Here is a 25799-nt window from a genome sequence, read left to right as displayed (position 1 = left end):
GGCGCGACGTCCGAGTCGTTGACAATCACCGTATGAGCTGCCGGCCATCGGCGCTGCGGTAGGCCGATACCAGTGGGGCTCCTGCGCCGGCTGGGGCCCCGGCAGCGTCGAGCTGCGCGGACAGGCGCACGGCGCCGGGGCGGATGAAGCGGCTGTAGTTGCCCAGGGCCCACAGCATTTTGCTGGGGTAGAAGTTGCCGTCGGCCTTGTTTTTGTCCACGTACACCAAGCCGTCTTTGTAGTCGTAGGCCGAAATGGCCAGCCACCACTGCCAGGCGGCGGCGTTGGCCACGGCCAGGTCGGCGTGGATGGTGCGGGCCAGGTACAGGGCCGGGGCCATGCCCAGGTCGCGCGGCCCGCCGTTGATTTCGCCCGCGTTATCGCCCAAAATGCAGTATTCCGACTGCCAAAACGTGAGGCCCGGCACGGCCGCCACCCGGCCCGTCAGCTGCTCACGCGTAGCCACGGCCTGGGGATAGGGCGAGGTAGTAAAATAGCTGTGCCCCGCGATGATGGGCGCCACCCGCGCCGCGCCGCCGAGGTAGGTCGGAGCCGCTTTGTCACTGAAAAAAGCGCCAATTTGGTCGCCGCGCCCCGGCTTGTCGGCCGTGGTAAAAAGGTAGTCGAGCTTGCCAGCTTCGGCCACCAGCACCTGGGTTGGGAGCTTGGCCTTCACCAGGCTCGCGCTCAGGGCTTTGGCAATACTCGCCACGTCCTCGTTCTGAAAGGGCGTGCCTTCCTGGCCGCCGTCGCTCCAGTCCCACTGCGGCTCGTTTACGGGGCTGAGGTAGGCGAAGGTGATACCGGTTTTTTGGCGCACGCCCTCTATCGTGCGGGTGCAGTAGTCGGCCAGGGCCCCAAACTTATCCGGGGCCAGGTTGGGCTGCTTGGCGGTGGCGTAGGACTTGCCGTTGCGCGTCAGCGACACGGGCGGGCTATTGAGAAACGCCAGAAACTGCTTGACGCCCCGCTGCTTAGCCGCCGCCATAAACCAGCGCTGGCCGGCTAGCCGGTTCCAGTCATAGGTGCCGGCCGGGGTCAAAAACGACTCGGCCCGCCGCCACTCGTCCTTGATGCCGCTTGCCTCGCCCTGCTCGGCGCTGCCGGCCCCCAGGTTCACGCGCCACATGGAGAGGCCAATGCCCTTGGGCTGGCCGCCGGGGCCGGCCGCGGTGCTGAACAGCAGGTCGGCAATAGCCTCCTTTTTGGCGGCGGGCCAGGTGCCCACAAACTGCCCGGCCCAGGCATCGGAGGCAGCGAAGTTGGTGATGGTCTGGTAGGTGCGGGCGGCGTCGATGCGCACCGTTAGGGCCCCGGCGGGCGCGGGGGCACGCTGGCTGCAAGCGGGCACGGCGGCCAATAGCGCGGCGGCCAGGACCCAGGCGGCGGTGATTTTTTGCAGATAGTTCATGGTCGAAAGCAAGACGAAAAAGGCCCCGCCGAGCCGCTCGGTGAGCAAACAGGCGGGGCCTTGGATAGGAATTTGGACCCCGGCTAGGGCCCCAGCGGGCTAGTAGCCCGGGTTCTGCGTTACGGTGCCGCCCGAGAGCTGAATCTGCGGGGTCGGGATGGGAAACAGGTTGTTGGTTTCCGAGACCAGGGGCTTGGTTTTGCCCTTGTCATAAGGGTCGGTGTTGGTGGCCTGGGCGGCGTTGAAGGCCTGCATTACGGCCACCAGGCGCTTCTGGCGCACGAGGTCGTAGTAGCGGTGGCCTTCCATAGCCAGCTCCAGGCGGCGCTCTAGCCAGATGTCGCTCAGCAGCTGCGCGCCGCTGCTGGTGCGGGGCAGCACCGTGCCGGGGCTGAGGCGGTTGGCGCGGGCACGCACCAAGTTCAACGAGGTCAGGGCCTTGGCGTCCTGGCCCAGCTTGTTCGACGCCTCGGCGTGCATCAGCAGCAGGTCGGCGTAGCGCAGCTCGATGCGGTTGAGGGGCGCGTGGTTGCCCTCGTTGGCCGGGCGGTCGGCCAGGGGCAGGAACATCTTGCGGCTGATGCGGCCCGACTCGTTTTCGGCGAGCTTGGTGTCGTAGTTCGAGTAGTCGAAGTTCGCCGTTTTGGGCCCCACGTTGTCGCCCTGCTTGATGATGGTCCACTGGCGGCGCGGGTCGTTGCCGAAAGCCTGCTCCAGGTTGCTGCTGGGCGTGTTGAAGCCCCAGCCGCCGTCGGCGCGGCTGCGCATCACCACTGTGAGGTAGGTGCCGAGGTTGAAGGTCTGGTTGGCGTTGTAGTTGAGCTCAAACATTGACTCGTTGCCGTTGGGGTTGTTCACGTTCCACACGTTGCTGAAGGCATCGTTCAGGTTATACTGGGCGGAAGTGATGACCGTTTCGGCGGTTTGCTGGGCCAGGGCCCACTGCTCGGTGTAGAGGTAGGCCTTGGCCAGGTAGCCGTTGGCCGAGCCCTTGGTGGCGCGGCCCTTGTCGGCGCTGGCGCGGGCGTTTTTCTCGGGCAGCACAGCGGCGGCCTCCTGCAAGTCCTTGATGATTTGGGTGTAGCACTCGGCGGCCGTGGCGCGCGGAATGGCGATTGACTCGGCCGGCGACACCGGCGTGAGCACCAGCGGTACGCCGCCGAAGCCTTTCACCAGCTCGAAGTAGTTGTAGGCCCGGATGAACTTGAGCTCGCCCAGCAGCTGCTGCTTCAGCGTGGCGTCGATGGGGGCCCTGTCGATGCCCACGAGGCCGGCGTTGCAGTTGCCGATGGCCTGGTAGATGTGGGTGTAGCGGTTGTCGAACCACTCGTTGTTGGGCAGCCAGAAGAAGCGGGCGAAGTCGCCGAACTCGCGCTGGTCGCCGGCAATGGCGTTGCCCTTCCAGGCGTCGTCCGAGCCGGCGTCGCCGAACATGCGGGTGCGGTCAATTTTCCACCAGTCGTCTTGGTCCGAGAGGGCGTAGCAGCCCATCACGGCCGCCTTGCACTCGTCGGCGGTGGTGTAGTAGTTGTCCGTGGTTTGCTGGCCCTGGGGCGAGATGTCCAGGAAGTCTTTGCACGACTGCGCGCCCAAGCTCAGGCCCAAGCCCAGCGCCAGGATCAAAATGCGGTTAGAATTTTTCATGATAGAGCGGGTGGGAAGGAATTAGAACGCAATGTTGGCGCCCACCAGGTAGGTGCGGGTGGTGGGGTAGTTGCCCAGGTCCACGCCCCGGTTCAGGGCCGACGAGGCGTCGGTGTACGAGCGGCCATAGCCAATTTCAGGGTCGGCCCCGCTGTACTTGGTGAAGGTGAACAGGTTCTGGCCGCTCACGTAGAGGCGCAGGCTGGCCATGTGCAGGGCGCTCATCATCTCCTTGCGGAAGGTGTAGCCGAGCTGCAGGTTGCGCAGGCGGGCGTAGGAGCCGTCTTCCACGTAGAAGTTCGAGAAGCGCGTGAGGTTCTGGTTGTTGTCGTTGGCCGCGATGCGGGGCACCGAGTTAGACGTGCCCGCGCCGTGCCAGGCCAGGTTTTCGAGGCCCGCAATTTTGTTGTAGTTGTAGCTGCCCGAGTACCACCAGCCCTTGTTGGCGTTCACCACGTCGTTGCCGAGGCTGCCGACGAGCGAGGCCAGCAGGTCGAAGCCTTTGTAGCCCAGGTTCAGGTTCACGCCGAAGGTCATGGCCGGCGTGGGGTTGCCGATGTATTTCTGGTCGTTGGCGTCAATCACGCCGTCGCCGTTCAGATCGGAAAACTTGAAGTCGCCGGCCACCGCGTTGGGCTGGATGACCGCGCCGCTGGCCGATTTATAGCTGGTCACTTCGTCGGCCGTCTGGAAGATGCCATCCGTCTGGTAGCCAAAGAACGCCCCCACGTTGCCACCCTCCTCCGTTTTGGAGGGCCGGCCGAAGATGGGCGTGTTGCCCGAGTACAGGGCCTGGCCGTTGGCCAGCGTACCGATTTTGCTGATGGCGCGGGTGGCGTTCACGCTCAGGCCGTAGGTGAAGGGGCCCTTGGCCTCGGCGTAGCCCACGGTGAAGTCCAAGCCGTTGGTTTTCATGCTGCCGATGTTGGTCACCGGGCTGTTGTAGCCGTAGCCGGCGTGGCCCGGAATGGCCTGGAACATGAGCATGTCGGTGGTGTTGCGCCGGAACACGTCGAACGTGGCCGTCAGCTTGTTGCTGAAGAAGCCGAAGTCGAGGCCTAGGTCGTAGTCCTCCACCGTTTCCCACTTCACGTTGGGGTTGGGCACGTTGCTCTGAATAACCGCTACTTGCGCCGTGCGGTCGTCGCCGGTCACGTAGTAGGTTTTGCCAAAGGTGCCGGTGTAGGCGGCGTTGGTGAGGTTGCTGATGTTCTGGTTGCCCACGCGGCCCCAGCTGGCGCGCAGCTTCAGGAAGTTCATCGTCTCAAACGACTTCATGAACTCTTCGTCCGTGATGAGCCAGCCGGCCGACAGCGACGGGAAGGTGCCAAACCGGCTGTTGGTCGGGAACACCGAGGCCCCGTCGCGGCGCACGCTGGCCGAGAGCAAGTATCGGCCCTTGTAGTCGTAGGTAACGCGCCCGATGAGCGAGGCCAAGGTGTTGGAGTTGTTGTTGCCGACGGCGTTGTAGTTGGCCGTGGCCGCGTCGAGCTGGCGCAGGCTCGGGTCGTTGCTGGGAATGGCCTGGCCCGAAGCCCGCTCGTTGCGGTAGCTGAATTTCTCGAACGTAGCCGCCGCCAGCGCCGTGAAATTGTGCTCGCCCAACGACTTTGTATAGGTCAGCGTGTTGGTGTTGTTCCAGTAAATGTTAAGGTTGTGCTCGCGCGTTACCGAGTTAACTTGGTTGCGCTCGTTGGCATCGATTGTGTAGAAAGGGTTGAAAACGTTACGCTCGTAGAAGTTGGTGTTCGTCCCAAAACGGGTTTCGGCGACCAGGCCGGGGATGAATTCGTAGTTGGCGTACACCGTGCCCACCAGGAAATACTGGTTGCGCTTCTCGTCGTTGCGCTCCACCACGGCCAGCGGGTTGCCGATGTCGGTGGGCGAGGCGCCGTAGTAGTCGTAGGGATTACCCGAGGTGCCGGCCACCCGCGCCGGGGTGATGGGGTCGTCGCGGAACGCATCCCGGAACAGGCTGCCGTTGTCGATGTATTTCTGGTTGGTCATCGAGATGTTCAGGTCCTGGCCCACCTTGAGGCGCTTGGCGGCCTGGTACTGCGTTTTCACGCGCAGTGAAAGGCGGTCGAAGTCGGAGCCGCGCACTAGGCCGCGTTCCTTGAAGTAGCTCAGGCCCGTGGAGTACACCACCTTGTCGCTGCCACCCGACAGGCCCAGCGAGTAGTTCTGGGTGATGCCGCGCTGGGCAATCTGGTCCCACCAGTCGGTGGTTTGGGTGTACTGCTCGGGGTTGGGGTACACCGCGGCGTTGCCCGAGTTGGCGGCCGCCAGGTTCATGATGCGGGCGTACTCGCTGGCCGAGGCCAAGTGGGGCAGCCGCGTGGGGTTCGACACGCCAGTGGTGGCGTCCACCGTTATCACCGGGGCGCCCTGGGCCCCCGCTTTAGTCGTAATCAGCACCACGCCGTTGGCCGCCCGCGAGCCGTAGATGGCCGCCGAAGCCGCATCCTTGAGCACCGTGAGGGTGGCTACATCTTTGGGGTTGAGGTAGTTGATGTCGTTCACTGGCAGGCCGTCCACCACGTAGAGCGGGCTGTTGCCGTTGATGGTCGAGATGCCGCGGATGAGGATCTGGGGCGTCGCGCCCGGCTCCGAGCCCGCCCCGATCACCGTCACACCGGCCGCCTTGCCTTGCAGCGCCGAGCCCACGTCGCTCACCGTTAGCTTGGCCAGCTCAGCGCCCTGCACGGTCGTCACGGCGTTGGTCACGGTGCGCTTCTCCTGCGAGCCGTAGCCGATAACCACGGCCTCGTCGAGGGCCTGGGCGGCCACGGTCAGGCGCACGTTGAAGGTCGTTTGCTGGCCCACCAGCACTTCCTGGCGGTTGTAGCCCACCGAGGAAATCACCAGTGTGGCACCCACGGTGCCGTCGGGGATACGCAGCGTGAAGCCGCCGTTGACGTCGGTAGAAGCGCCCAGCGTCGTGCCCTTCAACACGACGGTAACGCCGGGCAGGCCGGCGCCTTTTTCGTCGACCACGGTACCCGAAATAGGCGTATCGGCCGCGGCGGCCCGCCGGGTAGCCGCGGGGTGGGCCAGGGAGCGGGCACCCGCCGCACCGGGGACGGCGGCCACCGCCAGCGGCAGCAAGGCGCCGCAGAGGAGTATAGATTTTGCCTGCATCAGCAAGGGGAATAGGCGGCAGGCCGAAGCCTGCCTGGGTGGGAAAAGGTAAAAATCAGAAGAAGAAACCGGCCGGCGCGGGCCAATTATTAGTCGCCGCGCGGCGGCTGGGAAGCAGTGTAAAAGTACTGGCCGCCACCCGCCACCGGGGCCCCCATTTCGGGCGAAATAGGGGTCAAAACCCGTCAAATAGGGCCCCAGTACGGGAATGATTGCGTTGGCACTTATCCAACAAACAATTGATAAGCAACCGTTTGCGCGCACTGCCCGCGCGCGGCCCTATAAAGCGCCCAATGCGCGCAGCTCGCTCAGGATGGGGTGGTCGAGGGTAGTGAGGGCGCTCTGCTGGGGCTTGAGCAGCTCCAGCACGGTGACAGTGTTAGCGCCTTTCCGGAGCCATTCGGCCGGCACGTACAAGGTTTGCTGGGGCCCGATGGCCCAGTAGCGGCCCAGGTTGTGGCCGTTCACCCAAGCCACGCCTTTGCCCCAAGGGCGCATGTCGAGGTAGGTATCGGTGGGCGTGGCCACGGTGAAGGTGGCGGTGCGCAGGGCCGGGCCGCTGGTAGCAGCCAGCGCCTTGGCGCGGGGCCCCGCCACGGCCGGCGCCTGGTCGAAGGGCAGGCCGAACTGCTGCCAGCCGGTGAGCTCCTGGCCGCCGAGGGCCACGCTCCTGGTGATGCCCTTGGTGTTCTGGAGCAGGTACTCGCCGAAGTTGATGCGGCCCAGGTTTTCCACCAGAATGTCGAGCTGCACCCGGCCCGCGGGCAGGGCCACGAGCAGGCTATCCTGGCGCTCACGGCGGTCGAGGGTACCCACCCGTTTGCCGTTGACCATGACAACGGCGTAGTCGCGCAGGTCTTTTATTTTCAGCATTTTACTTCCCCCACCCGGCACCGTGGTGCGGTAGAGCACGAAGCCGTAGGCCTGCTTGAGGTTTTCGAAAGTGAGCGGCTTCTGGCTGGCCACGGGGGCGGGCAGGCGGTCGAGCAGGCTGGCGCTTTGGGTGAGCTGCATGGCCGGCAGGGCCGCGCTGGGCTTGGCGGCGGGCACGGGCGGCAGCGGCTGCCCGGCGGGCCGGTACTTGGCAATGACGTCGCGGAAGGCGCGGAACTTGGGCGTGGCATTGCCAGCCTCGTCGAGGGGCGCGTCGTAGTCGTAGCTGCTCACCTGGGGCTCGTAGTGCGAGGTATCGCCTTTGAAGTTGGCCCCGTTCATGAAGGCCCGCGTGGTGCCGCCGTGGAACATGTACATGTTAATGCTCATGCCGGCTTTCAGCACCGAATCGAGGCCGGCGACGTACTTGGCGGCGGGCACCGTGTGGTGCGGCGTGCCCCACCAGTCGAACCACGCCGGGTACCACTCGGCCACGTAGTAGGGCCCCTGGCCGGCGTGGTTGGTGTTCACGAGCTGCCGGATCTGGCGCGGGCTGTCGGTGCCGTTCACGGCGGGCAGCAGGCCGGGCAGGTGGCCGGCGGCCACGTCCTTCACGGGGTCGCAGGTGTAGAGCAGGCCATCGAATCCGGCTTGCTCGAACAGTTTTTTATTCAGTGCAAGATATTCTTTATCAGACCCATAGGAACCGTATTCATTCTCGACCTGCACCATCAGCACGGGCCCGCCCTTGCCACTTGCAGCGGGGCCAGCTGCTTGCCCACGGCTTGGAGGTAGCGGGTGTAGGCGGCCACGTACTGGGGCTCCTGGCTGCGCACTTTCAGGCCGGGCACGTTCTGGAGCCAGTAGGGGTAGCCGCCAAATTCCCACTCGGCGCACACGTAGGGGCTGGGCCGCAGAATCACCCACAGGCCTTCTTCCTGGGCCATTTTCACGAAGGCGGCCACGTCGTTGTTGCCCGTGAAGTCGTACTTGCCCGGCTGGGGCTCGTGCACGTTCCAGAACACGTAGGTACCTATCGTGTTCAAGCCCATGGCCTTGGCCATTTTGAGGCGGCTGCGCCAGGCTTCGCGCGGGATGCGGGGGTAGTGCAGCTCCCCTGAAATCATCTGCAAAGGTTTGCCATCGAGCAGAAACTGGTCGCGGCCCAGGGCAAAGGTGTGGCGCGGTGCGGGGGCCGGCTTGACAGCGGGGCGGCGGGGCGTCGGGCGCGGGGCCCCCGTTGCCCCACCGCTGCCCACCAGGCTGGCCGCGAGCAACAGGTGGGGTAAGTACTGAGGGAGCCGAAGAGTAGACATGAGCGGAGGCGGGTGGGGAAGACCGTCGGAAAGAAGTAAAGGCAACTGCCGGGGCCCCAATGGCTGGACCGCGCAGCAGATTTCCGAAGCAAAATTAGGGGCCTGGTTTGCCCGCCAGGGGGCCATAATCAGTCAAAAAGCAGCCCTAAAATCAATATAACACTGCTTATGATGGTTTTCAGCGCATTTTTTAGCCCAGAGCCGGCTAGGGAGTAGCTGGCCAATAGCGAGCGGCTTGGGCAAGCGCGGGGGCTGCCGGCCAGGGCCCCACGGCGGGCACCAGCGGGGCCTGGCGGGCGGGGCGCGGGCCCCGGGCACATACCAATCGGAGGGCTCCGCCGTTTGCCAGTGGTGGGGCCCCGGCCGGGAAACGGCCTTAACTTTAGGGTAACAAACGGGGGCCCCGGCGCCGATGCTGCGCGCCATAGGGACCCAATTTACCCGCCGCTACCCGTGCAAATTCCCCTAGTCTTCCGCTGGTTATTGGTGCTGTGGGCCGGGCTGCTGGCCCCGGCTGCCCAGGCGCAGGATGTGGCCCTGAGCGATTTTCGGTTCGAGCACATCACCGTGGACCAGGGCCTCTCGCACAGCGACGCCATGGCCGTGGCCCAGGACCGGGCGGGCTTCCTCTGGATTGGCACCAACCGCGGCCTGAACCGCTACGACGGCTACAGCCTCAAACCCTACATGCTGGCCACCAACCCCCGCAACGGCATGTCGGGCAACCGCATTACGGCCCTGCTGGTGGGCCCCGACGAGCGGCTGTGGGTGGGCACCGAGCTGGCCGGCCTGAGCTACTACGACGCGGCCCACGACGCATTCCGGCACTTCGATGAGCACGCCGCGCCGCCCGCCGACCAGGCCGCCGCCCGCCTGCTCACCGAGAGCGACGTGACTGTGCTAACCCTTGATAACCAGCACCACCTGTGGGTAGGCACCATCCAGCACGGCATTTTTGTGCTCACCTTCGGCCCGCAAGGCCGCGTGCTGACCCTGCGCCAGTTGCCACCCACCGCGGCGGGACGGCCCGCACTGTTGCGCATCACGAGCCTGGCTGTAGATGCCGAGCGCAACGTGTGGGCGGGAACTTTGGGCGCGGGCCTGGTGGTCATCCGGACGGCCGAACCGGCCTGGCCAGTGGAGGCTACCGGCTTCGCCAGCAAGCATATCGCGAGCCTGTGCCTCGATCAGCGGGGCGACTTGTGGGTGGGCGCCGAGCGGCAGGTTTACTGGGTGCCGGCCGCCAACCGCCGCACCGGCCGCGAGCTGGCCGCTCACCCCCTGCCCCAGCAGTTTCCGCGCATCCAGGCGCTGCACCTCGACTCGGCGGGGCGCTTGTGGGTGGGCACGCTCTACGGCCTCTACGTGTGGGAGGCCGGCGCGCCAGCGGGCGGGGCGCTGCCACTGCAAGCGGGCCGACCCACCCTGTTCTTGCCCCAGGATGGCGAGCCGTTCAGCATCAACTCGGAGCGCGTGCACCACATTTTTGAAGACCGCAACCAGACCATCTGGCTGTGCGCCTCGGCCGGCGGCCTCAACAAGGTGAACCTGCGCCAACGGGCCTTCGGCCAGCTGCGCCGGCAGCTGGTGGGCCAGCTCACGCTGTCGAACAACTACATCAATACCATTTATAAAGAGGAGGCCACCAATACGTTGTGGTTCGGCACCCGCAACGGCGTGGCCGCCTACAACCTAGTCCGCCACACCTACCGCAACTACTTCAACCAGCAGGAAGATGCCACGCGGGGCGTGGACGTATCCACCATTTTCAAGGCTGCCGATGGCACCCTGTGGTTTGGCACCCGCAGTAGCGGGCTGCTGTCGCTGAAGCGCACCGGGGGGCGCGAAAAGCTGACCCGCTACACCCGCCTTCCCACCGGCTTCGACCTCACTAGTACCAGCATTGAGCACTTGGCCCAGGACGGCGAAGGCACGCTGTGGGTAGCCACGTTTTCGGCGGGGCTGCTGCGCCTGGGGCCTAGCGGGCAGTACCAGGGCACCTACGATATGGCCCGCAACCACTTGCCCACCAACCAGTTCACCCACCTGCTCTACGATCCGGCGCGGCGCGTGCTGTGGGCCAGCACCCGCAACGCGGGCCTGCTCAAACTGCGCCCGGCCCCCGGCGCGCTGACCCTGCTGCATCAGTACCAGTACGCCCCGGGCCAACCCAACGGCCTGGACGTCAACTACGTGTGGCCGCTGCTGCTCGACCGCCAGGGGGCCCTCTGGATTGGCACCATCGGCGGGGGCCTGCACCAGCTGCGCACCGATGCCCAGGGCCACGAAACTATGCAGTCGTTTGTTAAGTACCTGCCGGAGAGCGATGTGGAAAGCCTGCTACCCGACGATGCCGGCAACCTTTGGATTGGCGGCACCGGCCTCTACCGCTTCACGCCCAGCACCCGCCGGTACCTGCGCTACGACGTGGCCGATGGCCTGCAAAGCAACGCCTTCAAGATTGGGGCAGCGGCGCGGGCCCAGGACGGAACGCTTTATTTCGGGGGCATTAATGGCATCAATTATTTCCAGCCGGCCGCCATTCAGGCCAACCCCACGCCGCCCGTGGTGCAGCTCACGGGGCTGCGCGTGATGAACCGGCCAGTGGGCGTGGGGCAGGTGTTCAACGGCCGCGTGCTGCTCACCAAGGCCTTTTCGGAGCCCCAGACGGTGACCATCAGGGCCGCCGAAAACGATTTTTCGGTGGAATTTGTGGCCCTGAATTACACCAATCCGCAGAAGAACCACTACGCCTACCGCCTGCGCGGCTACAACCAGGACTGGGTGCGCCCGGGCCCCGGCCAGCGCACGGCCAGCTTTGCCAACCTACCGCCCGGTCGCTACACTCTGGAGGTGACGGCCGACAACGGCGAGGGCGCGTGGGCCCGCCAGCTGGCCACCATGCAGTTCGACGTGCTGGCCCCATGGTACAAAACCGGCTGGGCCTACCTGTTTTACGCCCTTGTCCTGCTGGGCGTTATCGTCTTGTATCGGCGCTTCGAAATAGCCCAGCAGGGGCTGCGCAACAAGCTGGCGCTGGAACAGTTTCAGGCCGAAAAGGAGAAGGAGCTGACCAACCTCAAACTGGGCTTTTTCACCAACGTGAGCCACGAACTGCGCACGCCGCTTACCCTCATTCTGGGGCCCATGGAGGAGATAATGGGGGCCCCCGGCCCGGTGAGCGGCATGCGCGACAAGGTGCAGCTTATGCACCGGCAAACGCGTAAGCTGCTCGACCTGGTGAACCAGCTGCTCGACTTCCGCAAAGTGGAGAGCGGCAACGTGCCGCTGCGGGCCAGCTACGGCAACGCGGTGCCACTGCTGACCGATATTTTTCGGGCGTTTGAGCAAAAAGCCGCCGAGCGCCGCCTCACCTATTCCCTCGACGTACCCGCCGAGGCCGTGCCGCTGTACTTTGACCGCAGCAAGCTCGAAATCATCCTTACCAACCTGGTGGCCAATGCGTTCAAGTACACGCCCGCGGGCGGGCGCATCGAGCTGGCGGCCACGGTGGTGGGCAGCCCCGGCGGCGAGGCCGTGTTTGAACAGGACCTTCTGATAGGCAACTACTTGGAAATAAGCGTTCTTGATTCTGGCACTGGCATCAGGGCCGAGGAGCTGGGGCGCATTTTCGACCCCTATTACCAGGCCTCGCACACCGATACCCTGCGCATGACGGGCACCGGCATCGGGCTCTCGCTGGTCAAGCAGTTTGCCGAGCGCCACGCAGGCACCATTGCGGTGGAAAGCACGGTGGGCGCGGGCACGGCGTTCCGGCTGCGGCTGCCGTTTGGCCAGGCGCACCTGCACCCCGCCGACATTTTGCCCGAAACCGAACAGCCTGACGCACTGGATAATATGTCCGGTTTTGAGGCCAGCGAACTGCCCCTCCCCTCCCACCCGGCCGCGCAGACCACCCGCCCGCGCCTGCTGGTGGTGGAAGACAACGACGAAGTGCGCCAGTACTTGCAGCAGTTGTTCGAGGCCGACTACGAGGTGCTGGCCGCCGCCGACGGCCAGGAAGGCTGGGAGCAGGTGCTGGCCCGCAGCCCCGACCTGGTGGTGAGCGACGTGATGATGCCCCGCAGCGACGGCCTGGAGCTGTGCCAGCGCATCCGGCAGCACCCCAAAACGGCGCACATTCCGGTGCTGCTGCTCACGGCCCGCACCGCCGCGCTGCACGAGGTGGAGGGTCTCGAGACCGGGGCCGACGACTACGTGAGCAAGCCCTTCAACCCGCTGGTGCTGCAAGCCAAGGCCGCCACGCTGCTGCGCAACCGCCTGAAAATGCGCGAGTTCTACCAGCGCCAGATTCTGCTCGAACCCAACGAAATCGTTATCGCCGACGCCGACCGCGCCTTTCTGGAGCAGGCCATGCGCGCCGTGGAGCAGCACCTCGAAGACCCCACCTTCGGGGTGGTGGTGCTAGCCAACGATCTGTGCCTGAGCCAGTCGGTGCTCTACCGCCGCATCAAAAGCATCACGGGGCAAACCACGGTCGAGTTCATCCGCGATGTGCGCATGAAGCGGGCGGCCCAGCTGCTCACCCACAGCCAGTTGCGCATCACCGAAATCGCCTTTCAGGTGGGCGTTGAGAACGTGAAGTACTTCCGCAAAACGTTCCAGAAAATCTACGGCATGGCCCCGTCGGAGTACGCCAAGCAGCACCGGCCCGACCGGGAAGCGGTAGTGGCGGAGGGCGACGCACTGGCAACGACCGACGACTGACACCCGCGCGGGGGCCCTGGCCCGGGGCCCCTACCCCGGAAACGCCGCCACGCGCTGGCGCTGCTCGCCCAGGCCCGCAATGCCCAGCGCCACCACGTCGCCGGCGCGCAGGTACTGCGGCGGGTGCAGGCCCACGCCGGTACCGGCCGGGCTGCCGGTCGAAATAACGTCGCCGGGCAGCAAAGTCATGAACTCGCTGACGTAGCTGACGATTTTAGCCAGCCCGAACACCAGGTCGGCGGTGGTAGCTTCTTGCCGGGCTTCGCCGTTCACACTGAGCCAGATGCGCAGGTTTTCGGGGTTGGGCACGGCGGTGGCCGGCGTGAGGTAGGGCCCCAGCGGCGCGAAGGTATCGGCGCTCTTGCCCTTGGTCCACTGCCCGCCGCGCTCCAGCTGGAAGGCCCGCTCGCTGTAGTCGTTGAGGATGGTGTAGCCGGCCACGTGGCCCAGCGCGTCGGCTTCCGACACGTAGGACGCTTTTTGGCCGATGACGAAGGCCAGCTCGGCTTCCCAGTCGAGCTTTTCGGCCCCACGGGGCAGCACCACGTCGTCGTGGGGCCCACGAAGGGCGGTGGTGGCCTTGAGGGAAAACCCGGGCTCGGTGGGGAAACCCAGGCCGGCTTCGGCGCCGTGGCCGCGGTAGTACAGGCCGATGCACATGATGTTGGACGGCCGCGCCACGCAGCTGCCCAGGCCAGGCACGGCGGGGCACTGGGCGGCGTGGGGCCCCAGCCCGGCGGCGAGGCGGGCCGGCGGTGCCGAAAAAGGCTTCATCATAATCTTCGCCAAACGCCGAAACGTCGAGGTGCTGGCCAGCGGCGGTGCGCACGCCGGGCTGCTCGCGTCCCCGCGGGCCGCAACGGAATAATTACATGGGTTGGCAGTTAGTTATCCGTTGTCATGTAGCTTTTGGGTGCAGCTGCTCGCCGGGGATCCCTGCTAAAACCTTCGAACTAGCGGTCCAAAACTGGGTGGTGCGGCGAATTGCCTGGAGGGCTTCGTCGGGCCACGCTTGCTCAAAAAAACAGGGGCCCCGGGCAGTAGTCAGAGTGACCCGACCACTGAAAAAGTCGCCGGACCACCCCGTTTTGGATCAGCATAACTTCCATGATGAGCAACTGATAACCAATGGCTTTACGGCCCGGCCAGCGCCACGGCGGCCGCGAAGGCCGGGATTTCATCGAGCCGCTCGTTGGTGCGGGCCGCGAAATCGACGCGCCAGCAATAGTGCACCAGGCCGTTGGTGAGCAGCAGCAATGGGGCCCCCACGGTTTGGTTGTAGGTGGTGGCCTGGCGCGCCACGGCCGCGTCGATGGCCACGTGCGGGGCCTTGCACTCGACGAGCAGCAGGGGCTGGCCGGTGGGGCCCAGGGCCAGCAGGTCGGTGCGCTTCTGGCGCTGGTTGTAGCGCAGGCCGCGCTCGAGGGCCAGCAGGCCGCGCGGGTAGCCCAGGTGGCCGGCCAGGTAGTGCACCACGTGCTGGCGCACCCACTCCTCGGGCGTCAGCACCACGTGCTTGCGCCGCAGGCCGTCCCAAATAAGCGGCTGGTTTGTGGCCGATTGCGTAAGTTTGGCCTCGAAAGGCGGCAGGTCCAACACTTGCATCACCTCCAAAGTTACGGGGGCCCTTTCAATGCAGGAATGAGTGAATGGGTGAATGAGGAAGGGCCCCGGGCCGTTTTCCTCGGCACCTGTTCACTCATTCTTTCATTCACCCATTTACTTATTGCCCCCATGAAGACCAAGGAAGAAATCGTAAACAACTGGTTGCCACGCTACACGGGTGTACCAATTGACGAATTTGGGCAGTACATCCTGCTCACCAACTTCAGCAACTACGTGCACATGTTTGCCGAGCAGTTCGGCGTGAAAGTGCGTGGCCTCGACAAGCCGATGCAGTCGGCCACGGCGGACGGCATCACCATCATCAACTTTGGCATGGGCTCGCCGATGGCGGCCACGGTGATGGACCTGCTCTCGGCCGTGAAGCCCAAGGCAGCGCTGTTTTTGGGCAAGTGCGGGGGCCTCAAAAAGACCAAGCTCGGCGACCTGGTGCTGCCCATCGCGGCCATCCGCGGCGATGGTACTTCCGACGATTACCTGCCCAAGGAGATTCCAGCGCTGCCCTCCTTCCGGCTGCAACGCGCGGTTTCTTCCATGATTAAGAAGCACGAGCTGGACTACTACACCGGCACCGTGTACACCACCAACCGCCGGGTGTGGGAGCACGATCAGGAATTTAAGGACTACCTGCTCCGGGTGCGGGCCCTGGCCGTGGACATGGAAACGGCCACCATTTTCGTGTGTGGCTTCATGAACGACATCCCCCACGGGGCCCTGCTGCTGGTGAGCGACAACCCGATGACGCCCGAGGGCGTGAAAACGTCGGAGTCGGACTCGAAAGTGACCACCAGCTTCGTGCAGCAGCACCTCACAATTGGCATCGAGTCGCTGCTGGAGCTGAAAAACTCGGGCGAGTCGGTGAAGCACATGCGGTTCGATTAGATCACTGATTTTCAATGATTAACCGTGATTTCGCTGATTAGTTTAAATCTTTGCAAATGACGTCTTTTACTAAGTTTTGGGGCCCCGGGCTGGGCGCGGCGCTGCTGGCTCTGGGGGCCCTGAACGGCTGCCAACCGCGCCGCGAGGCCGTCGATTTGCTGGTGACCAACGCCACGGTGTACACCGTTGATTCGGCGTTCAGCAAGGCGCAGGCGTTTGCGGTGCGCGGCGGCAAGTTTGTAGCCGTGGGCACGGCGGCCGATTTGCAGGGCCGCTACCAAGCCACCCAAACGGTGGACGCCGGCGGGCAATTCATCTACCCTGGGTTCTACGATGCGCACTGCCACTTCTACCGCTACGCACTGGGGCTGCAAGCGGCTGATTTGGTGGGGGCTACGTCGTGGGCCGAAACGGTGGGCCGCCTGGTGCGGCACCGCCAGCAGCAGCCCGCGGCGGCCTGGCTCACGGGCCGCGGCTGGGACCAGAACGACTGGGCCGGCCAGCGCTTCCCCACCAAAGACACGCTGGACCAGCTGTTTCCGAACGTGCCCGTGCTCATTGCCCGCGTGGACGGGCACGCCGCCGTGGCCAACCAAAAGGCGTTGGACCTGGCCGGCGTCACGGCGGCCACGCCCATCAGCGGCGGCGTGATTGGGCGCGACGCCCGCGGCCGCCTCACCGGCCTGCTCGTGGACAATGCCGTGAAGCTGGTGGCCGCCAAAATCCCCGAGCCGAGCCCGGCCGAGGCGGCGCGCTTGCTGCTGCAAGGCCAGCAAAACTGCCTCGCCGTGGGCCTCACCAGCCTCGCCGACGCGGGCCTCGACAAGGAGGACATCGACCAGATGGCGGCGCTGCAACAAGCAGGCAAATTGCACTTGCGCCTCTACGCCATGCTGAACCCGACGCCGGAGAACAAGGCGTACTACCTGCCGCGGGGGCCCTATTTCAGCGATGCCCTAACCATCAGCTCCTTCAAAGTGTACGCCGACGGGGCCCTGGGCTCGCGTGGGGCGGCGCTGCTGGCCCCCTACACCGACCGGCCCAAGGAAACCGGCTTCCTGCTTCAAAACCCCGCCTACTACCGCAACCTGGCCAAAGAGCTGGCGGCCACCAAGTTCCAGATGAACACCCACGCCATCGGCGACTCTAGCAACCGGCTGCTGCTGGACATTTACGGGGCCGCGCTGAAGGGCCAGCCCGACCGGCGCTGGCGCATCGAGCACGCCCAGGTGGTGAGCCCGCAGGACGTGGCCAAGTTCGGGCAGTACCACATCGTGCCGTCGGTGCAGCCCACCCACGCCACCTCCGATATGTACTGGGCCGGCGAGCGGCTGGGGGCCCCGCGCCTGAAAACCGCCTACGCCTACGAGGTGCTGCGCAAGCAGTACGGCCAGGTGGCGCTGGGCTCCGACTTTCCGGTGGAGGACATCAACCCACTCTACGGCTTCCACGCCGCCGTGGCGCGGCAGGATGCCAAGAACTTCCCCGCCGGCGGCTTCCAGATGGAAAACGCCCTGAGCCGCCCCGACGCCCTGCGCGGCATGACCACCTGGGCCGCCCACGCCGGCTTCGAGGAGCGGCGCAAAGGCCAAATTAAGCCCGGCATGCTGGCCGATTTCGTGCTGCTGAAAACCGACCTCCTGACGGTCCCCAACGAGCAGTTGCACGGCGCGAAGGTGCAGCAGACGTGGATTGGCGGGAAACAAGTGTATTCGGTTAAAAACTGAGGAATAACAAGCAGCAAGGGGCCGTTCTATAATTCCTGCGTGGATTATGGAACGGCCCTTTTTTGCTTTCAACCCTTGCTTCTGTTTTAAGTGCAATGCCGTGACGCGGCGCATTGTTTGCCACGACGGTAATTGAAAGCTGTCAGCGCAAAATTGCTCCGTTGTAGCCGCTGCAAACCCGGCGAATAAGGCCGACAACCTGCTGCTTCGCTTATGCAGCTCTTTAAACTGGAGTATTACCCGCGTACAATCAATATGGCCTATACAGCCTGCCAGCGCAGGTATTTCAAGCAAAATTGCTAATTATTAAATTAATTACAAGCTCCAACGAATTAATTATACTGCAAAAAAAGCCGGTCCGGATGGACCGGCTTTTTTACGTTATACAAACCTATTGAATAATGCATCGTCCGTTGCCGGCCGCCGCTTGCCGAGGAAATGCTGCTGTTAGCCGAAACGGCTGACCACGGCCGGGGCCCTAGCCACAATTTTACAATCAGATAGCAACGGAGAGTTAATGCAACTGACCTCAACCGGCTTCTAAAACCCCTCACCCGAAGCCACCCTTGGTTTGAATTAGGCCGGTTTTATCAAAGTACAATTTCTGCTCTTTCACACCTTATCGTTATGAATAAATTCTACTCTAAGCTCCTCCCGGCCGTGGCACTGGTTCTGGGCAAAATGGCTACTCCGGCGTTGGCTCAGGTTCCGCTTACCAGTTTTGCTCCTTACACGCAAAACTTCAATACCCTCTCGGCCTCCACGACCGAGGTGGATTTTGTGAACAACACGACCTTGAAAGGGGTGTACGCCCAGGCCGTGCTCAACGGCTACGGCGCTTACCCGCAGGGCGGCGCGGCCGTGCCGTGCTACGGCAACGACGGGGTGCAGCACTCAGATGCGAACTACTACAGCTTTGGCACGAACGGCAGCACCGACCGCGCGTTCGGCGGCATCGCCACCACGTTCTATTCGAACGGCTACCCACTGACCGGCAACGGCTACGTGGCCATGCGCTTCGTGAACAACACGGACCGCATCATTGCCAACCTGGAAGTGGGCTACGCCATGGAGCAGTGGTACAACTCGGGCAAGATGGACAAAGCCCAGTTAGTGTTTGACTACCAGGTGCCGGCGACGACGTTTACGGGTATGATGGAATCCGGCGCCTGGACGAACGTGCCTACCCTGGGTATCGATGCCCCCTCGACGGCCACCGTCGTTTCGAGCAAGAATGGCAACTCGGCCGCCAACCGCCGGGTGCTGAGCACTACCATCAAAAACCTGAACTTGCCAGCGGGCCGGGAAGTGGTGCTGCGCTGGAAATACGTGATGAACCAGAACACCAACGGCAACGGTCTGTCCATCGACGACGTGACTGTGACGCCGGAAGCCGGCGATGTGGTGACAGGCACGGGCACGGGCACCGCCAACATTTTCTACTACGCAGGTTCAGGCGCGTTTGACGATAAAAAGAGCTGGGTATCGAAAACGGGTAACATCAACCCCACTTCCTTTTCCCTTGATAACCAAATTTTCTACGCTATTTCCAATACCACCCAAAAGCCGCTGCAACTAAGTGGCAACATCATCAGCGGCGCAAACTCAAAGCTGGTGCTGGGCGACGGCACCGTTGCTGGGGCCGTGTCGGTAATAATGAACACGGACAACCATTTAGCAACTACCATCGACGTCACCGATAACAGCACGCTGGAAATCAACGGTAAAGACGGCACCCTACCTGCGCTGGGCAAGCTGAGCCCTAAAAGCACGGTTTACTACAACACTGAACGCGCCGACGTTGCCATTACCTGCCCCGTGTTTGGCAACCTCAAGCTCAACGGCAGCAGCGTAAAAATACTGGCCCGCAACATATCGGTGTACGGTACCCTGGGCCTGACCGGCAGCAGCATCCTGCAATTGAACATCTACGACCTAACGGTGCTAAAGGGCGGGTCCGTAACCACCGACGGCACTGCGTATGTCCGCACCAACACCGGGGGTGCGCTGCGCCAAACAGTTTCTGCCAACAACACGCCCGTTCTGTTTCCGGTTGGCCAAACGACCTATAACCCAGCCTGGCTTAGCCAAACTACCACGGCCAAGGAGGATGTATTCGGTATTGCGTTGAGCGACAGCGTATTTACTGCCTACATCGCTATACCTGTATCTTCCGGCAACAGCGACGATAATAAAGGCAAGGGCAATGACATGAAAGGCAAAGGCGCGCCGCTGACGACTTCGACCACTTACGTAACCCACACTTGGTACGTGAGCGAAGCCGACCTGGGCGGCGCCAACGTGACAATGACCCTGCAAAGCGAGCTACCCGCCACCATGTTGCCGGCCCAGGTGATGGTAGGCCACTACCACAACGACAAGTGGGACGACGACAACAAACAGAAAGGCACCGCCGCACTGATTGCCAGCCAGGTCTACAAATTTACCCGCACCGGCATCACCGACTTCTCGCCTTTCAGCCTGAACACCGCCCCCGCCGCCCCCCTGCCCGTAGAGCTGATTGCTTTCACAGCCAACCGCACCGGCAGCGCCGTTACCTGCAACTGGGCCACGGCAACAGAACTGCGCAACGACCACTTCACGGTGGAGCGCAGCCTGGACGGACATCACTTCTACGCCCTGGGCCAAGTGGCCGGCGCCGGCACCAGCTCTTCGCGCCACGACTACCGCTTGGTAGATGCCAAGCCGGCCAGCACGGTGGCGTACTACCGCCTAAGCCAAGTTGATACGGACAGCATCACCTCCTATTCGCCCGTAGTGGTTGTGCAGGGTACCCCAACCGCCGTGGCCGTAACCGCCTCGCCTAACCCCAGCACCGGCCCGGTTGTGCTGACGCTCAACACCGCCAACGCCACCACCATCACCGGCACGGTTGTGAACATGGTTGGCGCCCAGGTGCTGCGCTTCGAGCAGCCCGTAATGGCCGGCAACCAGGCCATCACGGTAGACCTGAGCGCCCAGCCAGCCGGCGTATACCTGCTCCGCGTCGAAACACCCCAGGGCCCCCAGGCCCTGCGCATCGCCAAGCAATAACCGGCAAACGCAGCCGCCCAACGCTGACTTAGCGCCCCGGGTAGTTAACAAAAAGGTCCGCTTGGCAATGCGCCAATCGGACCTTTTTGTTAACTACCCGGGGCGCTGGGGCTTTTCGTGCGGCGGTTGATAAAGCACACCGGCGGTAGCGCCGTACCCAACCCTGTTTCAATCAGAAGCTGCCCGTCTCGTCGGCGCTGGGGCCGTACACGCCGGGCACCGAAATGTCGAGCAGGCGCAGGTACACCGTGAGCTGGCCGCGGTGGTGAATGCTGTGGTTCAGCCCCATGATGCGCAGGGCGGCACCCTTGGGGCGGTTCATGAGCACTTGCTCGCCACGGCGCAGCTGAAAGGAATGGGTCAGCTTCTCGTCGTCCGATGCTTGCAGGGCCTGCCGGAGGCTGGCGCTGTACTGGTCGAAACGGGCCAGCAGCTCGGCGCTGGTGGTGGGCGAGGGGCCCGGCTTGGGGGCGTTGGGGTCCAGGAAGTCGCGCTCGTCCTTATCCACAAACAGCTGCTTGAAGGCCAAGAGGTTAACGATGTGCGAAGCCAGCTGCCCCAGCTTCATCGACTTGGGGTGGGGCTGATACTGGAACTGGTCCTCGGGCACGCGCTCGAGCACTTTGCGGGTGACGGCCAGCTCGTGGTCGAGCTCGGCGAGGATGTTTTGCTGGAGAGAGGAAGTGTGCATGGGTGGATGGGAATGGAAAATTGGGGCGAGGCGTCGGCCCGCGCTCCGCTGGGTTAGGACGGAGCTAGCTGCCGTTTACTTCAGCGTGCTGGGGGTGCTGGCGGCGGACGAAGCGGCCGGGGGCCCCGGAAACGTGGCGGGGTTGGTGGCCGGCGTGTCGCGTAGCGTCTTGCCGCGCAGCGTCAGCAGGAAGCCCAGGCCGAAGATGAAGAACACGATGAGCGACAAGATGCTGTTGCGCATCGAGCCCGTAATCTGGCCAATCAGGCCGAAGGAGAGCGTGCCGATGACGATGCCCAGCTTCTCCACCACGTCGAAAAAGCTGAAATAAGCGGCCGCGTTGGGCGTGTTCTCGGGGATGATTTTGGAGTACGTGCTGCGCGAGAGGCTCTGCACCGCGCCCATGGTGAGGCCGATGACCCCCGCCAGGGCGTAGAAGCTCCAGCCCGCCTGCACGTAGTAGCCCGCAATGCAGATGAGCATCCAGATGAACACGGCCCAACTCAGCGCCCGCGTATTGCCGATGCGCTCCGAGATTTTGGCAAACAGCCAGGCCCCTAAAATACCCACCACCTGAAGCAGCAAAATGGTGGTAATGAGCGATGTACTGTCGAGGTGCAATACCTTGTCGCCAAAAATAGTAGCCACGTACATCACCGTTTGCACGCCCATGTTGTAGGTGAAGTAGGCCAGCAGGAAGCGCTTGAGGTTGGGCTGCTGCTTGAGTTGCTCCCACACCTTGCCCAGCTCGCGGAAGCCGTTGAGCAGCCAGCCGTCTTCGCTGACGGGGGCATCGGCCGCACGGCCAGTGTCGGGCGGCAGCGTGAAAAACGGAATCTGGGCGAAGGCTATCCACCACACGCCCGTCAGCAAAAAGCTCAGCCGCGTGGCCTGCCCCGTGCTCATCCCAAACAAGGCCACGCCTTCCGGACCGCCCGCCAGGTGGGGCCCCATGATGATGCCCAGGCAGATGACCAGCAGCAGCACCGAGCCGATGTAGCCCATCGAAAAGCCCCGCGCCGAGAGCGAGTCGAACTTCTCCTCGGAGCTGATTTCGGGCAGGTACGAGTTGTAGAACACGATGCTGCCGCTGAAGCCCACCGTGGCCGCAATGAAAATGAACGTGCTCAGCGTGAGGTTGTCCTTGGTGAAAAAGTACAGCCCGGCGCAGCTCAGGGCCCCCAGGTAGCAGAAGATTTGCAGGAACAGCTTCTTGCGGCCCGAGTAGTCGGCCAGCGACGTGAGGAACGGGCTGACCAGCGCAATGAGCAGGAACGCGAACGAAATGGCGTAAGTCAGCAGCGACGAGCCGGGCACGTGGAAGCCCAGGAAATCAACCTCGTCGGTGGGGTTGATGGCCTTGGTGATACTGCCCCAGTAGATGGGGAAAATCGAGCTGGTGATGACGAGCGGATACACCGAGTTGGCCCAGTCGTAGAACGTCCAGCCGGTGGTGATGCGCTTGTTGTCTTTTTCGACGGCCGGCGCGGGGGCGGTGGGAGCCATGTGCTACTGTAAGTGAGTGAGCGGCCAAGATACTAAGTTTTGGGGGTGGCCGCCCGCCGCATAACATAGCGGTAACGGCGCCGCGCCGGGGCCCCTAGCCTGCCCAGGCCGGGCTCAGCTCGTCGTACAGGCACTGCACCTCCCGGCGCTCGTAGTCGGTGCTGAGGCTGGCCTGGGCGCAGGCCATGAGCAGCGTAGCCTGCTCGCGCAGCACGGGCCGGCGGGCCGGGTCGCGCACCTGGCTGGCCACCAGCGCTAAGGCCCGCAGCTGGCGGCGCAGCACGGCGGGGTTGCCGCGGGCGTTTTCGCGCACCAAATCAAAAGCCAGCCGCACGTAGTCCTCGAACGAATACGCCCGCACCAGCACCCGCAGGTGCTGCCCGTCGCCGCGCAGGGCCCCCGGAAACTCGCGCCGGGCCAGGCGGCCCACCAGCTCGCCCAGGTAATCGAGGGCCATGATGGCGGTGGTGGTGTCGTTCACGGCCGGCGAGAGGGCCTTGAGGGCAATGTCCACCAGCTGCTGCACGCCGAACGCCGCGTCCTGCTCGGGGTTGCGGTGGGGCCCCAGGCCCACGTAGCAGAGCAGGTCGGCGGGCCAGTCGGCGCGGTCGGGGGCGGGGCGGTCCATACCCGCCCGCACGCTGAACAGCCGCTGGCCCGTGCCCACGAAGTCGCCGATGTGCACCTCCAGGCGCAGCACCGTGCGGTGGCGGACGGTCCAGGCCAGCAGGCCCGGCTTATCAAGGTACTGGAGGTAGCCGGCCCCGGTGGCCAGCACCGGCTGCCAGCCCGCGGGCGCGGCCACGAAGGTTTCGGCGGCGGCGCGGGCCTCGGGGTGCAGCTCCTGCCCGAAGTGCAGCGGGAAAAGCCGGTCGATTTCGGTCTGCGTTTCGGCCGTGATGCGGCGCACCAGCGTGCCCGTTTGCAGGGATTCGGCCACGTGGTGGATGAAGAAAATGAGGGCCCCCACCCCACCCAGCGCCAGCAGCAGCCCCACCAACACCGCCGTGGTGGGCACAAACTTGTCGGCCCGCCCGCTTCGGATGGTGCCCTGCACCAGCAGCCCGAACGTGAACACGCTCACGAAGTAGCCCATCGTGAACTGGTTCACGCCGTCGCGCATGAAGTTGCGCAGCGCCCGGGGCGAGTACTGGTTGCTGACCTGCGAAATAGCCGCCAGCAGCAGCGAAAACGTGAGCGCCGCCACCGTCAGCATCGAGCCGGAAATGGCGTTCAGCATCCCGCCCGCCCCGCCCGCGTCGATGCCGAACAGCAGCGGCAACTGCCGGGTGCCGCTGGCGCTGCTGGCCTGGTCGTATTCCACCAGCCCATAGGCCAGCCCCAGCGCGGCCAGCACCATCAGCAGCGGCACAAACCACAGCGACTCGCGGAGCGGCTGCCACAACTGGCGCAGGCGAAAATTCATGGTGTAGGGCTTTTACTGGGTAGGCAAATGCGGGAAGTTGGCGCGCAACGGGCCAGCGGGTTCGGCTTTGTGGAAGGCAATTTGGTACCGTTTACCATCAGCTACCCACTCCCGGCCAAACGTCGATAAAAGACCCAGCGCCCGGGCCCCAAAAATATCGCATCGGCTGGGCCCCTAAAAGTCGCCGGGGCCGGCCGGGGCGGGGGCGGCGCCCAGGGTCATGGCCGTTTGCAGGGTGGCGAGCAGGTGGCGCACGTCGCGGGTGGCGGCAGTTTTCAGCTCGTCCCAGGAGGCGCGGCTGCCGAGGCCCGCGTAGCCAAAGAGGCTGGCTTTTTCCTGCTCCAGGGCCCCGCCCGAGCGCAGATTGGGCGTGCCGGTGGCGTCGTGCACCAGGTCAGTGAGCACGTATTTGTAGGCCCCATCTTTCACGTACAGCGTGAGCGTGTGCCGCACCACGCCGGCGTAGCTGCCGCGCGCCACCCCGGCGTAGGCGGTGCGGAAGGTGGCAATCTGGGTGCCTTTTACCACCAGCTGCCCGGCGGCGGGGCCCGGCGTTACCACGGCGTTGGCCAGCGGGTAGGCCTGCGCCACCCAGGCGGTGGCCCGGGCGAGAAGGTCGGCCTGGCTGGCCCCCGCCACGCGCACCACGCCTTCGTAGGCGATGCGGTGGGTGCGGGGGTCGACGGGCAGCGCGTCGGCGTCGGCGGGGTCGTAGTCGGTCAGCTTGTCGGCCGGGGCGAGGTAGCGGAAGCCGCCGAGCTCGACCACTACCCACCGGGGCGAAAAGCGGCCCACCACCACGGCGGCCGCCTGGCTGGGCAGGTACTTGGCGGGCCGGCCGGCGGTATCGGCGGCGCTGCGGTACAGGGGGGCCCGGCCCAGCCCGATGTAGTACGTCACGGGCGGGTCGTTGGCCGGCAGCTTTTGGGCGGCGGCGGCCAGCGGCAGCCCCAGCAAACAGAACAGAAAGGCAGTTTTCATCAAGGGGAGCAACGCAGGGGAAGGAGGGAGCGGGCAGCTAAGCGGATTTTCCGCCCGCGGCCCATGCAGCCGGGGCCATCCCCCCGGGGCCCCAAAAGTAGCAGCGCCGCCAGGTTACGGCCCGGCGCGCGCCATCCCCGCCAGCGGGGAAGTGCCCTTACGCGCGGGGCCACCGGCGGGGGCCCTACGCGCCCTGGTGCCCTTGCAGCCAGGCAATGGCGTCGCCTTCGTTGCCAAAAAAATCGAGCGCGTACACCTGGACCGCGTAGGCTTCGGGCGGGGCATAATCGGGAGCTTCCACAATTTGACGGTGCATGGATGAGCTGAAGAGTAGGCCACGAACAGGCGCTGGCCCAGGCGGCGCGCCACCTGCGGGTAATACTCTTCCAGCAACCAGCTCTTGGTTTCGGCGGCGGGCGCGGCGCGGCGGCGCAGGTCTTGCAGCCAGAAGCGGCAGTTGGCCGACGCGGCCAGGTCGGCCAGCTGCTCGTAGCAGGGCCGCAGCGCGGCCGGGTCGTCGGGCTAGTAGTGCCAGCGGCCCAGCAGCACGTCCAGGTCGGGGCGCAGGGGCAGCTTCAGCAGCGGCGGGTCAGAAAAAGAAATCGACATGCGGTGGCAGGCATGGGGAGTGGAAAGGGTAATTCCAAGGCATAGATTCTGGCTGACTCGCGCAATTCGACCCCATACCGGCCCCCGCACCTGAAGGTCGGCGCCTATCTGGAAGTCCTAGCACAGCCACAGAACGTTAGGTTATTCCGGGGCCGGCTGCTTATTCTTTTCGGTAACGGCCCGCCCG

The 25799-nt window shown here is 64.4% G+C and carries 15 protein-coding genes and 1 pseudogene; 4 read left to right on the top strand and 12 right to left on the bottom strand.

What is annotated here, in order from left to right; all coding sequences use genetic code 11:
• Positions 1-25: 25 nt before the first annotated feature.
• The 5 genes and pseudogenes from BEN49_RS20655 to BEN49_RS31035 form a co-directional block, all read right to left on the bottom strand.
• A complete protein-coding gene (locus BEN49_RS20655; RefSeq protein ID WP_083326305.1) occupies positions 26-1411 on the bottom strand; it encodes a glycoside hydrolase in 1386 nt (461 codons plus the stop codon).
• Between the two features lie 99 nt (positions 1412-1510).
• Positions 1511-3055 carry a RagB/SusD family nutrient uptake outer membrane protein gene (locus BEN49_RS20650; RefSeq protein ID WP_070746314.1) on the bottom strand — a complete coding sequence of 515 codons (1545 nt, stop codon included), beginning with the start codon at positions 3053-3055 and terminating at the stop codon, positions 1511-1513.
• Positions 3056-3076: 21 nt separating this feature from the next.
• Positions 3077-6196, bottom strand: a complete 3120-nt coding sequence (locus tag BEN49_RS20645; protein WP_083326304.1) for a SusC/RagA family TonB-linked outer membrane protein — start codon at positions 6194-6196, stop codon at positions 3077-3079.
• 279 nt (positions 6197-6475) lie between these two features.
• Positions 6476-7210 (bottom strand): glycoside hydrolase family 35 protein, encoded by a 735-nt coding sequence (locus BEN49_RS31040; protein WP_369073224.1) that lies wholly within the window; start codon positions 7208-7210, stop codon positions 6476-6478.
• Positions 7211-7336: 126 nt separating this feature from the next.
• Positions 7337-8196 (bottom strand): annotated as a pseudogene (locus BEN49_RS31035) (beta-galactosidase); the annotation flags it as partial.
• A 642-nt stretch (positions 8197-8838) separates the two neighbouring features.
• On the opposite strand from BEN49_RS31035, the gene BEN49_RS20635 reads away from it, so the two are divergent.
• Positions 8839-13113 (top strand): hybrid sensor histidine kinase/response regulator transcription factor, encoded by a 4275-nt coding sequence (locus tag BEN49_RS20635; protein ID WP_070746312.1) that lies wholly within the window; start codon positions 8839-8841, stop codon positions 13111-13113.
• A 30-nt stretch (positions 13114-13143) separates the two neighbouring features.
• Here BEN49_RS20635 and BEN49_RS20630 read toward each other — a convergent pair whose 3' ends face one another.
• Together BEN49_RS20630 and BEN49_RS20625 are read right to left on the bottom strand one after the other, a co-directional pair.
• Positions 13144-13890 (bottom strand): fumarylacetoacetate hydrolase family protein, encoded by a 747-nt coding sequence (locus BEN49_RS20630; protein ID WP_317040487.1) that lies wholly within the window; start codon positions 13888-13890, stop codon positions 13144-13146.
• Positions 13891-14247: 357 nt separating this feature from the next.
• Positions 14248-14718: a type I restriction enzyme HsdR N-terminal domain-containing protein gene (locus BEN49_RS20625; RefSeq protein WP_070746311.1), complete on the bottom strand. Its 471-nt coding sequence runs from the start codon at positions 14716-14718 to the stop codon at positions 14248-14250.
• A 129-nt stretch (positions 14719-14847) separates the two neighbouring features.
• Here BEN49_RS20625 and BEN49_RS20620 point away from each other — a divergent pair, with 129 nt between their 5' ends.
• From BEN49_RS20620 to BEN49_RS20610, 3 genes are all read left to right on the top strand, one after another.
• Positions 14848-15618 (top strand): AMP nucleosidase, encoded by a 771-nt coding sequence (locus BEN49_RS20620; RefSeq protein WP_070746310.1) that lies wholly within the window; start codon positions 14848-14850, stop codon positions 15616-15618.
• 56 nt (positions 15619-15674) lie between these two features.
• The gene (locus BEN49_RS20615; RefSeq protein ID WP_070746309.1) at positions 15675-17345 is read left to right on the top strand and encodes an amidohydrolase; all 1671 of its coding nucleotides are present in this window, start codon (positions 15675-15677) and stop codon (positions 17343-17345) included.
• 627 nt (positions 17346-17972) lie between these two features.
• The gene (locus BEN49_RS20610) at positions 17973-20399 is read left to right on the top strand and encodes a T9SS type A sorting domain-containing protein (RefSeq protein ID WP_070746308.1); all 2427 of its coding nucleotides are present in this window, start codon (positions 17973-17975) and stop codon (positions 20397-20399) included.
• A gap of 172 nt (positions 20400-20571) precedes the next feature.
• Here BEN49_RS20610 and BEN49_RS20605 read toward each other — a convergent pair whose 3' ends face one another.
• From BEN49_RS20605 to BEN49_RS30245, 5 genes are all read right to left on the bottom strand, one after another.
• Positions 20572-21090: a DinB family protein gene (locus BEN49_RS20605; protein ID WP_070746307.1), complete on the bottom strand. Its 519-nt coding sequence runs from the start codon at positions 21088-21090 to the stop codon at positions 20572-20574.
• 75 nt (positions 21091-21165) lie between these two features.
• Positions 21166-22596: an MFS transporter gene (locus BEN49_RS20600; RefSeq protein WP_070746306.1), complete on the bottom strand. Its 1431-nt coding sequence runs from the start codon at positions 22594-22596 to the stop codon at positions 21166-21168.
• A gap of 94 nt (positions 22597-22690) precedes the next feature.
• Positions 22691-24022 carry a DUF2254 domain-containing protein gene (locus BEN49_RS20595; RefSeq protein WP_070746305.1) on the bottom strand — a complete coding sequence of 444 codons (1332 nt, stop codon included), beginning with the start codon at positions 24020-24022 and terminating at the stop codon, positions 22691-22693.
• Positions 24023-24196: 174 nt separating this feature from the next.
• Positions 24197-25003 (bottom strand): DUF4468 domain-containing protein, encoded by an 807-nt coding sequence (locus BEN49_RS20590; protein ID WP_070746304.1) that lies wholly within the window; start codon positions 25001-25003, stop codon positions 24197-24199.
• A gap of 184 nt (positions 25004-25187) precedes the next feature.
• Positions 25188-25319 (bottom strand): hypothetical protein, encoded by a 132-nt coding sequence (locus BEN49_RS30245; RefSeq protein WP_262490230.1) that lies wholly within the window; start codon positions 25317-25319, stop codon positions 25188-25190.
• Positions 25320-25799 lie beyond the last annotated feature (480 nt).

It is taken from the genome of Hymenobacter coccineus (assembly GCF_001816125.1).
Classification (GTDB): domain Bacteria; phylum Bacteroidota; class Bacteroidia; order Cytophagales; family Hymenobacteraceae; genus Hymenobacter; species Hymenobacter coccineus.
Note: the sequence above shows the minus strand (reverse complement) of the source record. Positions and strands in the feature narration are given on the sequence as shown.

Excerpts from the sequence above, each read along its gene's own strand:
- BEN49_RS20655 (WP_083326305.1), bottom strand. The coding sequence starts at position 1,411 with ATGAACTATCTGCAAAAAATCACCGCCGCCTGGGTCCTGGCCGCCGCG.
- BEN49_RS20650 (WP_070746314.1), bottom strand. The coding sequence starts at position 3,055 with ATGAAAAATTCTAACCGCATTTTGATCCTGGCGCTGGGCTTGGGCCTG.
- BEN49_RS20645 (WP_083326304.1), bottom strand. The coding sequence starts at position 6,196 with ATGCAGGCAAAATCTATACTCCTCTGCGGCGCCTTGCTGCCGCTGGCG.
- BEN49_RS31040 (WP_369073224.1), bottom strand. The coding sequence starts at position 7,210 with ATGCAGCTCACCCAAAGCGCCAGCCTGCTCGACCGCCTGCCCGCCCCC.
- BEN49_RS20630 (WP_317040487.1), bottom strand. The coding sequence starts at position 13,890 with ATGATGAAGCCTTTTTCGGCACCGCCGGCCCGCCTCGCCGCCGGGCTG.
- BEN49_RS20625 (WP_070746311.1), bottom strand. The coding sequence starts at position 14,718 with ATGCAAGTGTTGGACCTGCCGCCTTTCGAGGCCAAACTTACGCAATCG.
- BEN49_RS20620 (WP_070746310.1), top strand. The coding sequence starts at position 14,848 with ATGAAGACCAAGGAAGAAATCGTAAACAACTGGTTGCCACGCTACACG.
- BEN49_RS20615 (WP_070746309.1), top strand. The coding sequence starts at position 15,675 with ATGACGTCTTTTACTAAGTTTTGGGGCCCCGGGCTGGGCGCGGCGCTG.
- BEN49_RS20610 (WP_070746308.1), top strand. The coding sequence starts at position 17,973 with ATGAATAAATTCTACTCTAAGCTCCTCCCGGCCGTGGCACTGGTTCTG.
- BEN49_RS20605 (WP_070746307.1), bottom strand. The coding sequence starts at position 21,090 with ATGCACACTTCCTCTCTCCAGCAAAACATCCTCGCCGAGCTCGACCAC.
- BEN49_RS20600 (WP_070746306.1), bottom strand. The coding sequence starts at position 22,596 with ATGGCTCCCACCGCCCCCGCGCCGGCCGTCGAAAAAGACAACAAGCGC.
- BEN49_RS20595 (WP_070746305.1), bottom strand. The coding sequence starts at position 24,022 with ATGAATTTTCGCCTGCGCCAGTTGTGGCAGCCGCTCCGCGAGTCGCTG.
- BEN49_RS20590 (WP_070746304.1), bottom strand. The coding sequence starts at position 25,003 with ATGAAAACTGCCTTTCTGTTCTGTTTGCTGGGGCTGCCGCTGGCCGCC.
- BEN49_RS30245 (WP_262490230.1), bottom strand. The coding sequence starts at position 25,319 with ATGCACCGTCAAATTGTGGAAGCTCCCGATTATGCCCCGCCCGAAGCC.